Origin of the sequence: Flavobacterium cheonanense (assembly GCF_039539185.1) — a bacterium.
GTDB lineage: Bacteria > Bacteroidota > Bacteroidia > Flavobacteriales > Flavobacteriaceae > Flavobacterium > Flavobacterium cheonanense.
The window spans coordinates 124,186-139,234 of record NZ_BAABCT010000006.1; the positions used below are offsets into that span (position 1 = coordinate 124,186).

Annotated in this window: 3 protein-coding genes; all 3 read right to left on the reverse strand. The window is 36.2% G+C overall.

Annotation, left to right across the window (positions count from 1 at the left end):
• Positions 1-50 precede the first annotated feature (50 nt).
• The 3 genes from ABD766_RS11565 to ABD766_RS11575 all read right to left on the reverse strand — a co-directional run bounded on the left by ABD766_RS11565 (position 51) and on the right by ABD766_RS11575 (position 14,850).
• Positions 51-8,498: a GEVED domain-containing protein gene (locus ABD766_RS11565; RefSeq protein ID WP_344816846.1), complete on the reverse strand. Its 8,448-nt coding sequence runs from the start codon at positions 8,496-8,498 to the stop codon at positions 51-53.
• A 191-nt stretch (positions 8,499-8,689) separates the two neighbouring features.
• Positions 8,690-14,116: a GEVED domain-containing protein gene (locus ABD766_RS11570; RefSeq protein WP_344816847.1), complete on the reverse strand. Its 5,427-nt coding sequence runs from the start codon at positions 14,114-14,116 to the stop codon at positions 8,690-8,692.
• 362 nt (positions 14,117-14,478) lie between these two features.
• A complete protein-coding gene (locus tag ABD766_RS11575) occupies positions 14,479-14,850 on the reverse strand; it encodes a hypothetical protein (protein ID WP_344816848.1) in 372 nt (123 codons plus the stop codon).
• Between the last annotated feature and the right edge of the window lie 199 nt (positions 14,851-15,049).

The following is a 15,049-nucleotide window of genomic DNA, read 5'->3' on the forward strand; positions in this document are numbered from 1 at the left end:
CTCCTCAGTTTCCTGAGGAGGTTTTAAACTATTTAGTTCTAATTTAGAAACTATCTTTTAATAACACGTAGAGTTTTAGTGTTAGACTCTTGAGATACAATTACATTGTAAACTCCAGATGGATATTGGTTTCCTAATTCAAAGTTTTGAATATCAGAAGCGTTTATCATTTTATCTTCAACTAATTTTCCTATCATGTCGTAAACTCTAACTTGAATGTTAGCTTCGCTATTAGTTTTCACATCCAACTTGAAGTTTTCTGCAAATGGGTTTGGATAAGCTAAAGCTTCAAATACATTTACTACTTCTAATTGAACATCTGATGCAATAGCTCTTGCTTGCAGTGGAGTCTTGATGGTACATGCTTTACTGTATGGACCAAAACTAGTCTCATTTGGTAACCTAACCGCTACTTGTACAGAATAAATGGCTCCGTTTGGAATTAATCCTGGGAAGTTGTTTAATGTAAATCTGTTGAATTGGTTGTCATAGAATGTATCATAATCAACTCCGTTGTAAACTCTAAATCGGTACATGGTTGCTCCATTAACTCCGTCTGCAATAATTAACTCAGAGTTGCTTGTAACTTGATAGTTATTACATTGAACTGTTCTTACTTGTGTAGTAGGATAAGCTGGGGTATTAATATCACATGGTGTACCATAAGGTAAGAAGGTACCATCAGTATTTCTTAATGAAACTTCTACTCTGTAAGTACTAGCAAACAAGATACCAGACAATTGAGTCATGTTAAATCTATTGATACCTTGAGTAGTTTCTTGAGAAGCTCCTGTTGGAACACCTGCAATTACTCTTGTAACTCTAAATCTATATGCAGTAACATTAGAAACAGCTCCTGCATTTATCCATTGGTTCATAGCTGTTAGTGTACTTCCACATTGTGCGCCAATTGTTGAAACTGGATTTGGTGTGTTTAAGTAACATGCTGGGCCATAAAAAGATTGCCATACACCATTCATCATTACAGCAACTTCAAACATGTATCTTGAATTGTAAGTCGTTCCTGGAACGTTAGATAAAGAAATATTATTTACTGGTCTGTCAATGATAACAGGTGCAGCAATTGGTGCATTAGTATTCATATCCACTTTAGTGATTCTGAATCTATATCCTTGAGCTAAATTAGACCATGTAGCAGTAACTGTAGAGAACCAACCAGCTAAAGTAGTTCCACAAGTTGCTGGAGCAATAGTTGAACAATTTGTATTAACTAGTAAAACTACACTTGTACCACTTGTTGGAACTAATGGACAACTTGGCGTCACGTCAACTCTTGTTACACTTGTAACAACAACTGATTGACCGGTTGTAGCCAAGAATACTTCGAATGTACCAACACCAGAAGCATTAGCAACAACGTTGACTGGTGTTTGTGAAACACCTCCTAAAGTATAGGCAATTGTTGAAGTACTGTTAGCTACTAATCCAGATACTGTTAAAGTAGCATTTGTATTTAAACAAGCTGTAGTTGTCGAAATCGAACCATATGTTACTGAATTAACAGTAACCATTACCACATTACTTGTTGCTGAAGAACAAACTCCACTAGTAACAACAGCTTGATAATACGTTGTAGAAGTTAAACTTCCTGTATTAAGTGTAGCTGATGTTGCACCTGATATGTTAGACCAAGTCGTTCCATTAGCAGATTGTTGCCATTGGATTGAACCAACATTACCAGATAAATTAATTGTAGTAGCGCTTCCTGAACATAATACTGAAGCAGCTGCACTAGCAGTACCTGCAACAGATGTTGGATTAACCGTAACAGAGCTTGTAGCTGCAGTCACAAAACATCCAGTTGCTGTATTTGTAACAGTAACATTGTAAACACCTGAAGCCGCTGGAGTCGCATTAGCAATACTTGGATTTTGTAAAGCAGAAGTAAATCCGTTTGGTCCTGTCCAAGCATATGACAGAGCGTTTGGTGTGTAAGTAATACTTTGGTTATTAACTAAACTTGCCGTATTGAATGAATATTGCTGAGCTGCAGTTGCACTATAGTTAAGTCCAACAGTAGCTGAACCACCATTATCATTAGCCGTAGCTCCTGCAAAAACAACGTCAGGATATACTAAATGTATTTGACCTGATAATAAATCCAATTGAATTTGGAATGTAATAGTCCCTGTTCCTGTAGCAGCAAAACTGTCTTCATTAGTCCATTGAACAATATATTTATTACCAACAGTTTGTGTTGTAATAGAAGCTCCTGTTCCTGGAGTTAAATCATCCCAATATGCACAAATAGCAGCAGCACCAGCATCTCCTAAGCCCGTAGTGGCTCCAGTAGCAGCTTGAGGTAGTGCGGCATTTACCCAATATACATTACCCGATGTAGCACCAAGTACCATTACACCATTGTTACCAATAGCTGCAGTAGTATAAGGTACATTATTATATGTAAATGTTGAAGGTAAAGTAACATAATGCTCAGAATCATCTGAAATAGCTCCAACAGAATCTCCTGAAGTACTAATATCTATAAAAGCAACACCACTATTAGGGTTAACCGCATAACCTGTCAATAATTGAGAAGAAGCTGTTAAATTTAAAGTAGCACCTTGACAAATAGGTGATGAAGCAGTCAATGTAGGCACGTTAGGTAAAGCATTAACAGTTACCGTATAAGTAACAGGAGTTCCTGTACATCCGTTTGCTTTTGGAGTTATTGTTATAGTAGCCGAACCAACAATACCTGTAAAAGAAGGAATTTCTGTTACATTTGTTTGATTAGCTAAACCAATACTTGAACCTCCTGTAATATCAAATACAACACCACTTGGAGTTCCTGACAAAGGAATAGCACTGATAGTTGAACCAAAACAATATGATTGATTAGCAGGTGCAATAACTGTAGGTGTTGGATTAACCAATAAACTTACTGGATTACTAGTTGCAGAATTACCACAACTTGGTGTAATCAATACAGTATAATCTCCAGATTGTGCAACTGCAGCATTAGTTATAACATAACTTGCAGAAGTAGCTCCAGAAACATCAACACCATTTAATTTCCATTGGTAAGTTAAACCTGGACCTGTAGCAACAACAGTTAAAGTAGTTGTACCTCCTTGACAAATTGGTGCAGGAGCAACTGGTTGTGTAGTAATTACTGCATCTGAAGTAACATTAACTCCAACAGAAGATGAAGCACTACAACCTGATGCACTTGACACTACCACATTATAAGTTGTAGAAACCGAAGGGTTTACTATAGGATTTTGAGCCGTAGAAGTAAATCCTGAAGGAGTTGAAGTCCAAGCGTATGTAAATGCTGGTTGATTTCCTGGAACGAAACGATACATAGTTCCACTTGAAGGCTGACCTGCATTTGAATCATTTATAACTGTAGAACTTGCTGTACCTGAAGAAACTGTAACGCTATTATAGTAGTTAGCAGCTGTACCTGTACCTCTCAAACCAATAGAAGCAGACATCGAACCAACTCCCATTGTACCATATCGCATTTCTACAACTCCTGTAGTTTCATATAGCCACAACTGGAAAGTTGAGTTAGCTGCACCACCTGTAGATCTAGGCACAGTGGCAAACCATTGAATTTTACAAACTCTATTTGGAGCTGTACCAGTTGTAACATATCTTATGTTACCACCACCTGCAGCTGAACCTAAAGCTAAATCATCCCAATAAGGAGCAATTTTATTAACGTTGGTTGTACTTGAAAATGAGTTAGTAAACTGAGAAGTTGCTGTACCTGCACCAAGACGTATAAATCCATCTGGAGATGCAGAAAATTGAGTAAAGTTAGTACCATTAAAATTGAAAGTAAATCCAATATTAGAAGCAGCATAAGGTGTATCATCATTTGCTGCACTTCCAATAACTGTAGCTCCTGTCATAGGATCTAAAGAATTTCCTGTACTAGCAGCAAAAGTATAAAGACCTGGCGCTGATGTTACGAATACTTGACTACCTGCTGCAGAAAGTTGAACAGGACCATCTGGGCATACTGATGTTACAGATGCTGAAGCAGCTGCACCAACTGCAGGTGAAACCGTAACTGTAACTGTAGTTGTACCTTGGCATCCTAAAGAGTCTGTACCAGTAACTGTATAAACTGTAGTAGTAGCTGGAGAAGCTAAAACCGTTGCTCCACTTGTTGTGTCTAATCCTGTTGCTGGTGACCACGTGTAAGAAACAGCTCCAGAAGCAGTTAAACTAACAGGTGAACCCGGTGAACAATAAGTAGCGCTACTTGGAGTAACACTAATAGTTGGTTGAACAACAGTAAGTGAAGCCACATCAGAATCAATAGCTAAACATGGTGCAGCTGCAGATACAACTGCCTTATAATAAGTAACACCCACTGGAGTTGTTCCTGTTACGTTAACACTATAACTAGTTCCAACACCAACATTAGTCCATGGACCAGTTGGATTTGCAGAAGTTTGCCATTGAATACCAGTAACACTTCCTGAAGTTCCAACTGTGAAAGTAGTTGTACCCGTAACTCTACAAACCGTTGCATTAACTGGCTGAGAAGATATTCCAGCTGCTGTAGCAACATTTAAAGTAGCTACTGTTGAAGATACTGTAATTGCACCTGTTACATCTACATAATAAGTCCAACCATTGTTAGCTGTTGTATTACCTGTAATTGTTAAAGTATTTGAAGTAGCACCACTATAATTTCCTCCATTAGAAATAGCCACTGGACCAAAACCTTGATCTTCGTACCATTGGAAACTATTAGCAATTCCTGAAGTTGTAACACTAAATACTGCTGTTCCTGAATCACATAAATTTACATTTGAAGGATTAGAAGTAATAGCTGTATTTCCTACTGTTAATAAAACACTATTTGAAGTTACTGGATCACATGGAGAACCTCCAGATACAACACATTGATATTGATAAGTATTCATTGTGTCTGGAACTGCTGTTAATACTAGATTATTACTAGTAGCTCCACTATATACACCACCATTAGATACTGGTAAAAATGTAGTACCTCCATTAGTAGATTCTTCCCATTGATATGATAAACCTGAACCTGTAGCTGCAACTGAAAAAGAAGCATTTGTTCCTGTTAAAATTACTTGTGGTGATGGTTGTGTTGTAATAACTACTGGTTCTTTAACATTAACAACATAAGTTGAAGCTGTAGAACAACCATTATCAGTTACTGTATATGAAATTGTTGCTGTTCCTTCTGCAACACCAGTTACTAAACCTGCTGTATCAACGGTAGCAACTAATGAGTTTGAACTTGACCAAACACCAAGTGCAGTAGCATTTGTTAATGCTAATGTATTAGGCATACACAAATCATTTGATGAACCTAAAATTGGGGCAACAGTTGGAAAAGCATTTACTACTAAACTAGTAGCACTACTTGCTGAACCATTAGAACTTGGAGCACTATAAACAGTTACGACTCCAGCAGTATTACCTGCAGGTAAAGTAGCTGTTATTTGTGTATCACTATTTACTGTAAAGTTACCTGCTCCAGCACTAATTCCATTGAATTGTACATCGGTTGCACCTGTAAAGTTAGAACCTGTAATTGTCATTACTGTTCCACCTGCTTGACCACAAACAGCCGTTGGTGTAAATGAGCTAACAACTACTGGAGGAGGAACTAAAGACCACGCAAGGGTAAAAGTACCTGTACCTGAACTCCAACCATCTTGAACCCAATAAACAGTTTGAGTAGATCCTGTAGTATTTTGCCATGTAGTTTGAACTAGTTCAGTATCATTACAAGCTATTAAAGTTTGAGCTGAACATGAACCGTAAAACACAGTATTAGCAGAATCATAACTAGATGCAGTATTTCCTATTGTTAATGTATATCCATTAGGAACAACAATAGAATAAAATGCATCTGGAGCAGTTGTTGTTGATGTTGAACCACATGATGGTAAAAAATCATTAGTTAAACCTGCAGTTCCACCTGTAATAGGAGACGTTAAGACAGATAAATTTGTTGCACCTGAACAAATATCATTAGCTGGCAAACCTTGAGTAGTAAAACTCCACTCAGCACAAGGGCCAACTGCAGCTCCACCACTATTTTTAGGAACTATTCTCCAATAGTTTGTTTGATTGTAACCTAACCCTGTAATACCAACTGTTGGATTACCACTAACAGGTGCAGGAAGATTCCCTAATAAAGAAAGTGAACCACTTGTAGTTCCTAAATAAACATCATAAGAAGTTGCAGCACCTTCTGTTGGAGAAGTTGCAGGAGCTAACCAAGTTAATTGAGCAGCACCACCTGTTATAGCCACATTTGTTGCCCCATTTGCAGGAGAAACAAGATTAGTACAAGCAGGAGCATTATCTAAAGTAGCAAACGCAAAAGGACCTACCCAAGCACTATATAGTGAACCTGGTGTACAAGCCGCTCTTACATAATATTCGTAATTAGTAGCTAAAGTAAGACCTGAAGCAACATAAGTTGAAGATGTTACTGCAACTCCTGGACCAGTTGGTAGGCCAGTTCCTGCCGGTTGAACAGCCACTTCCCAGTTTGTTTCAGCACAACCTAAAGTCCATGTCAAATTAGCTGTTGTTTGTGTAAGAGTATTTACTGCTAAATTAGTAGGATTTGGACATGGATCTGCTGTGGTTATGGTTATATCATAATCTTCTGTTTCACCAAAACCAGAACTTGCACAAGGATCAATAGAAGTTGGAGTAACATTCCAAACACTTCTAACTCTCATTCTATGTAACCCAAGAGGAGGATTACAAGCTAAAGTTATATTAAAAGAAGCAGGAGGAAATGGCCCTGTATTTGATTGACCTGGAGCAATTGTCGTAGCTCCAATAACCTCAGAAGCTTCAAACGTACCATTATCGTTGTAATCAACCCAAGCTCTAATTGCTTGATTACCCCATGTACCTACTGTAACATTTACACTGTAAGAAGAACCTGCTTGAAGTGAACCTGTGTAATTAGGCTGACCAGTAAAATAAGTATATGCAGGATTTGTTTGGGCAGTTCCTGAATTATTTGATAAAGTAGTACCAGTAATAGAAATATTTGAAATTAAATCTCCAGATGTCTTACCACTAGTATATACTGGAGTACAATATGATATTGTTGTTCCTGTTGTAAATGAATTAACTACACAACCAGTTGCAGAGCCTAAAGCATTCTTTGGAACAATTTGCCAATAATAGGTAGTATTAGCCAATAAAGGCGCTGTTGGAACATAAGAAACTCCAGTTTGATTTACAACAAATGGTGGAGTTGCACTAGTTCCAAAATACACATCATAGCTTGATGCTGCTGGCGATGAAGGAGCAGTCCAACTAAGCGTTGGATTCCTTGCTACCGCAGTAGCTAAATTAGCTGGAGATGGTGCAGTAGAACAATTTGGAGAAGCTCCAGATGTAAACGACCATGTTGTACAACCTGTTGGTGAACCTATAGCATTAACAGGTACCACTCTCCAAAAATATACTGTCGATGCGCTAATACCAGATGATACAGTGTAAGTATTTACATTACCAATATCTACACCATTTAAAATATTTGTTGCGCCTGCATCTGTACCAAAATAAATAAAGTAACTAGTTGCAGATCCAGTAGCAAACGGCCAAGACAAAGTTGCAGAAACAACATTTGTTGCAGCATTTGCAGGTGCAGTGGGTGAAGCAACACAATTTGGTGCTGCAGTAACAGCTGGCGGAGTAAATGTATACGTTCTACCAGCAGTAATAGCTCCACTATTTAATGGATTATAAGTTGTTGTACTTACAGTATTTGTTGAAGTTGTAACACTTTGCATTTGATTAGCACCAGATACCGCTGAAGCAATACCTACTGAATAATTTCCTGTGTTAGCAACCATTCCAGAACCATAAAGAAATTGAACTGTATTAGTTGTTTCAGACAGCCAGCATTGAAACTTAGCAGCAGCTGTACCACCAGTAGCTCTAGGAACAGTAACAAACCATTCTACTTTCAAAACTCTATTAGGAGCAGTACCTGTCAATAAGAAATGTACTTTTCCGCCAACACCAGTAGCCAAATCATCAAAATAAGGCGCAATAATTGGTAAGTTTGCCGTTGAATTAAACCAAGCTGTAGTACTTGTTGCTGTTCCATTTGAAAAAGCAGTTGTAACACCAGTGGATCCTAAACGCAATAAACCATTCGCATTCGCAGAAAATTGATTGTAGGTTACGCCATTGAAAATAAAGTTAAATCCAATATTTGTAACAGCAGAAGCCCCATCGTCAGAACTAGCGGCAACTAATTGTGTCGAACCTGTCATAGCATCTAAAGCACCAGAAGTTCCAGTTGCAAAACTGTAATTTCCTACTTGAGAAAAAGCTGTAAAATTGGTTAAAAGCAAACCAACAAACAACATCAAACTCACAAGCCACGAAGTTCGCATTTTGCCACTATAATTGGGAGCATTCCCAGCTACTTCTGGCTCTTGCGAGCTGAGTTTCGATAATTTTCGATAACTCAGAGAATTGTAGTTATTCATCATAATTTAAAAAATTGGGTTAATTAATGTGTTAAGATATAAATTATTTTAATATATAGTTAACATGTTTTTCACAAAAACGATGTAAGCACAAAAAAAATCGTTGAAATACATGCGACGAAGTAATTTTTACAAATAAAAAAAGCCCATACAATTATTGTATGGGCTTAACTAAATATTTAACTATTTAAATGTTAAAATAATATCTTTTTAGTAACAATAGTACCATTATCTGAAACTACTTTAACAAGCAAGACTTGTTGTGATGAATGAAGATTAGTTATCTTATGCTCTACTGCATTCACCTTATCGTTTGAATATATTAAACTTCCTCTAATATCAAATATTTGAACAGATTTCATTGGAGTTAATGAAGAAGTAATGTTAATCGTTTGATTTTCTTTGAAAATTACTAATGATTCATCAGTAAACAATTGGTCATCTACTTGTAAAGCACTGTCTGTAAAACGTAATGCAAAACGATCATCAAAAGTTCCTGCATTAGTTGTAAACATATAATTACTTAACTTAATATTGTGTATTACGTTTAATAATTTATCTTCTAGATATACTTTTTGAGTATCGAAAATGCCATCAAAGTTTGATAGTTTTATTTCATAACTACCAGCTATTGTACTCTTAAATCCTAATGGTATAATATCATTTTCATTAAATGGTAAACCACGACCTTGAATAGCTAATTTCTTAATTCCTAATGTAGAATAGAAATTCACTGTACTTCCAGAATCTAAGATTTCACCATCATAACCACTATCATAATCATTAGTTGCACCACCTGCATATCCAACCATTGTTTGTTTGTAAGCTCCTTGATTGTTGAAGACTTCTAACCAAACACGGCTTTTATTACCTGAATTTACAGCTGTTGCTTGGTTATTATATCTAAAGAATTGGTTATTGTTTCCAACCACTCTCATAGAGTTATTGAAAACTGCATTTCCGTTTAATAGTCCTTTTATAAAGAAACTTTGTCCAGAGGCTACTCTTCCGTTTGGAACCGCATTGTTTGCTCCTGGTGCACCAGTAGTACCAATTCCTCCCATGTAGTTATAAACTGCATAATCGCTGTTGGTATAATTATTATTGTTAACAGCAGTATTATGTGTCCATAAATAAATTGTTTTTTCAATTACTCCTGTACCTGTAGTAATACCATTGAAATCGAAGAACGTATCAATATTTAAAGCACTTGGATACGGATTACCAATCAAATTTACATCGTTAGCTCCAATAACAATTGGCGTACTAATCACACCATTATTTGGAGTACCAAAAAACTGACCATTAAATATAGAAGGTGTAATAGGGTCGAAATTATTTGGTGATCTTATTATATATCCTTTCCCTGCAATCATTAAATTAGTACCTGCTTCACTTACCCAATTATTGATAGCTGGATTAAATGAAAAATATTTATCAAATAGTGTTAGTGGAGACAATCCAACTAATGTTTGAGGAGCTACTGGTGAAGACCAATAGGTATAATCAAATTTTCTAACTGGTGTAGTATTCCTTCTGTAAGTAATGTTACCTACGTTAGTAATACCATTTACCACTTGAACTAAACTTGAATTATTTTCAAAGGTTAAAGTTCCTCCAGAAGTATCTACAATATTTTGTACAATTAATGAATGACCTCCTAAGAACGTAACATCACCACTTGATATATATACTGAACAAGCATTTAAATCTCCTGTTGAAGTATAATCTCCATCAAAAATTGCAGTTTTTGTGGCGCTTGGAAAACCATCACTCCAAGCAGAACCATCCCAAGTTGTTGAATCATAAGTTACAGTAATAACATTTGAATAAGCCGTACAACTTCCGTTTGTAACTACCGCTCTGTAATATCTTGTTGCAAACAAGTTGCCCATTTGAGCAGATGTCAATGTAGCTGAAGCACTTGCTGGTATAGCAACTGGAGTTGTGAAAGCTAAATTTGCCGAATATTGCCATCCAGTAACCGTACCTGTAGTACCTGTTAAAGTTAAATTTGTAGGTGCTCCATAACAAATCGTTTGATTACCAGAAGCAGTTCCTGCAACAATTGGTGAAACAGTTACTGGAACTTCTGTTACAGTCGTACAAACTGGCGACGGAGTACTTGCACTTGCAGTGTAGGTAACAGCTGCAGATGGCATTGCGTAAACAGAAGCCGAACCGGAACCAGCTATATATTGTGTAGTTGCACCAGGATTAGTAAATAAACCTGGAACAGCTACTCCATTTGCTACTGGAGCTACCAAAGTATTCCATGTTACTGCTGATGAAGCACTTCCCGAAACAAGTACATTATCTACAGACCATGACCAGTCATAATTTGCATTATACCAAAAACGAATATATACTGTAGGTTGACCTAAATATGCATTAAGCGGAATGATAACATTTTGGAAATTAGTATAAGTACCTTGGTCACTTGTGTAAACCGCTAGGTTTGTCCAAGTTGTTCCGTTAGTTGAAACTTGTACCGTACCACTATCGCCAGAGAAAAAATTATAAACATGCCAAAAGCTTAGTGAAGCTTGTGTATAACCTACTGTACTAAATGCTGGAGAAGTCAAAAAGGTATTTGATACCAAAACTCCGGCAACAGAACCAGTATCACTATCTGCATGATAAAATTGAGAGGAATCATTACTTTGAATTGCTCCCAATGGTTCATTGTATCCATTTGGTCTTAATGTCCACAATGCAGCAGGATTACCTCCGTTATTTGCTACTGTCCAAGCATTAGTTGCATCATTAAAATTCTCATTTAATATTGGAAATCCTGCAACGATACCACCGGTAGCAGTAAGCTGAACCGCAGGCCCTGCTTGACAAACAGTTGGTGTTGCTGGAGTAACTGTAATTGGTGTTGGCAATGGATTTGCATTGTAAACAAAACGCACTCTATTAAATCTGAATGGTGAAGCTGTTTGAGATGCTGTTAATGTATAAGTTTGTGTAGTATTTGATGTGATAATGTAAGGATCTCCAACTGTACCCGATCCTGTTACTCCTGTTGAAGGCGACCAAGAAAAAGTTTGGTAATCCGCAAAACCAGTTGTAACAACAATAGGATTAGATGGACTTCCAGCACAAACTGTATCATCAATATTATCAATCACTAATGCTGGTGGAACTGTTACTACTTCAAATCCGTAGTCTTCGGTTTCACCTCTTGTCATTGATGCGTTACAAGCACTTGGACTTGTAGCATTCCAGTCTACCACAATACGCATTCTTGTTAAACCTAATAATGCTGTATTAGGAACAGTAAAGTTTATTGTAGGAGGCGTTGATAAATATGCCGCCGAGTTATAAACTCTTTCTGTTGTATTATCAAATGTACCATCTTGATTCCAGTCTACCCACATCGCTATACCAACTCCACCAGCCATACTATTATATGTAGTATTAACATTTACTGTACCTAAACGTGCTTGTGTAATAATTTGTGACGTATAATTAGCATACCCACCTGTTGCATATCCAGTTGCATTTGAAACATCTGATATAGCACCGGTTGTAGCAAAATTAGTAAAGTAATTTTGGTTTGTTGTACTTACAGAAGCACAGTAGTTTATTTGAACTGGAGTTGTAAAAAATGGATTTCCTGCATTATTCAAAGCAACCCATTCACCAAAATCTCCGGAGCCACAACTTGAACGAACCCAAAAATAATAGGTAGTTAATCCTGCTAATCCTGTTAAAGTAACGTTTGTAGAACCTGTAGTTCCAGAAGGCACTGTAGCATTTGTTGGCGCAACACCAGTTGTATTGAAGAAATACACATAACCAGAAGATGGTGTAGGTGTTGGTGGCGTCCAACTTAAGAATGCAGATGAACCTGTTATACTTGAAACTGAAACAGCAGTTGGTCTTAAACAAATTGATGGATACACTTGTAAATCATCAACAAATAACTGTCCGTTATTTGCATCAGAAAAAGCTCTAAGACCTATATAATATACCCCATCCGCAGGTGGTGTAAATGTAATTTTATTTTGAAAAGGAGATGCTTTAATATTATTATGAGTATCTAAAATTGTAGTCATAGAACCCGACAATGGTGATGTTCCATAAGCAACTTGCATTCTATTAGTTACTGTAGAAGGAACATCTGTTCCTCCGTATAGGTAATCTACAGTATATGATTGTGAAGCTAATAAATTAATACCTCCTGTATAAAACCAAACATTTGCTGGATTTGAATTTCCTGGATTCTGACCATTATACATTAATATGTTTTGATCCATACCTGAACCTGTATAATAATCTGCACTAGAAGTAACCCATGGATTTCCTGTTCCTACATTTTGTTGAGAAGAACAAACTGGAAGCAATAAACCTGTTGTTGCATGAAAAGGTGTTGTTCCGTTTGGAACTGGACCATCAAATGGCTCATAATAAGGCACATTCACAGGCAAACAATATGTTGTAAAAGTACCAACCGTTGACCAAGCACTTACATTAGAAGGAGAAGTACTACATACCGAACGAACTGCATAATAATATTGTTGACCAGCTGTTAAACCTGTTAAACCTGCCGTAAGCACACCTGCTCCAACTGAACCAGTAGTACCAGTAGGAACTGGATTAGTACCAACATAATATTGATACCCAAAAGCTGGTGCTGGTGTTGCAGCAGACCAATTGATTGTTGCGGTAGTTGCTGTTAAACCTGAAACATTAAGACTTCCAGCTGCGAAACACGTTACAGGTGTAAATCTAAATAACCTATAAGATGTTGGTTGAATTGTTGCAGCAGTTGTTGTAGATGTACCTCTTGTAATAACACTACTAGTATTAGTATTAGGTACACCACTTAATATTGTTGTCATAGTTCCAGTTGGCCAAGGTAGACCAGCATTAGTATAACCTAAATTATTAAAATCAGTATTAGCATTTCCTCTCAGGCCTACTTGTCCTGTTAGAGAGGTTGCACTAAGATTGGTTGGATTATATAACATTTCAATTACTCCATTGTTTTCATACATCCACAATTGAAAAATCATATTAACAGTTCCATCAGGAGAGGCATTTGCTGCGTTTGACCTTCTAGCTATCCATTCTATTTGGTATATTCTGTTTGGTGCAGTGCCAACAACTCTATAACCTAATGTAGTAGTAGCGGCATTAATAAAATCCATATCTCTTCCATAAACAGAAATTGCTCCTGAATATGTATTTGTTGATGAAATTGGATTGTATTCTGTTGCAGGTGTACCACTAGCTGTTCCAAAATAAACAAAACCATTTGTAGAAACATTTACATTATTATAGCTAGTACCATTAAAATTAAAATTAAATGCACCACCAAAATTAATGTTATATATTTGATCATCTACTTGTGCTCCTGCAGCAATAGAAACTGTTTTTGCTGGTGCACCAGCTGGATAATTAGCAACAAGAGGGAAATTGGTGTAGGGAGTTCCAGCAGGCACACCTGCTCCTGCTGTCGTAGTAACCGCTAATTGATCCAACGAATATTGTGAGACCTGAGCATTTAAATTATTACTACCTGCAAATCCTAACAATACAACCAACAAAGTTTTAGTAATGTTATTTTTCAAAAAGGCATTTGTTACTTTTTCTTGTAATGATATCATCATAGCATTTATATTTAGGGTACTATACTTTTATTATAAGTTTATAAAAATACATTAAATTTTTGTAAAATCTTAATATAACTAGCTGTCTACGTGATAAATCGATGAAGTGTAAAATATAATCGATAAAAAACATAGTGTTTTTAAAAAAATACTACATATTTAGTAAGAATTATTTTGATAAAATATGCTTTTAAACAATTTCATTTAAACATTACATCATTGTTATTTTTACGCTATTTTAACATTAAAAAATGATGAAGAGAAATTTATTTTTTTAATAGATTATTAAAACAAAAAAAAAGCTTCTCAAAAATGAGAAGCTTCTATTCTAACTAACCTATTTATTCTAATTCTAACCTAACTTACGCTATTGCTGTTTCTTGACTGATAACTCTTTTCATAAAAGTTCTGTAAAGCACTTTATTTGGAGTTACACCAGAAGAAATAATTTGTTTTTTTCTAGAAACTGTAGTTGCAGTTTCAGCTGCTTTTTGAATAGTTTGTACTTGTTTAGAACCCATAAACCAATTCATAAAATCTACATCAGAATCAAAGGCAACAGCTTTTACTGTTTCTGTGCAAATAGTAGTTGTTGTCGTTTCGCAAACTGGAGTAACCTCTGTTTTTGTTTGACCAAACATACCTACGCTTGACAATAAAAATACAATAAATAAAACAACTAAAAACTTTCTGTTTTCAGAGATGAAAGAAGTTGATGTAGTATTTGTGTTCATTACCTTTGTTTAAATTTCTGAAGCAAAACTACAGCCGTACTAATGAGAATTAAAATATTCTCGATGAATAGCACCAAAACTCGTTAAATCTCAATTGCAAAGTAGTTTATCCATAAAATAGGTCTTTTGTCTATAAAAAAACAAACTAAAGTACTGTATCACAAAGAAAAAGCGCTATTAATCAAGTAATAGCGCTTTG

What these genes read in the sequence shown, in the direction of transcription:
- ABD766_RS11565 (WP_344816846.1), bottom strand. Translation starts at nt 8,498, where the DNA reads ATGATGAATAACTACAATTCTCTGAGTTATCGAAAATTATCGAAACTC.
- ABD766_RS11570 (WP_344816847.1), bottom strand. Translation starts at nt 14,116, where the DNA reads ATGATGATATCATTACAAGAAAAAGTAACAAATGCCTTTTTGAAAAAT.
- ABD766_RS11575 (WP_344816848.1), bottom strand. Translation starts at nt 14,850, where the DNA reads ATGAACACAAATACTACATCAACTTCTTTCATCTCTGAAAACAGAAAG.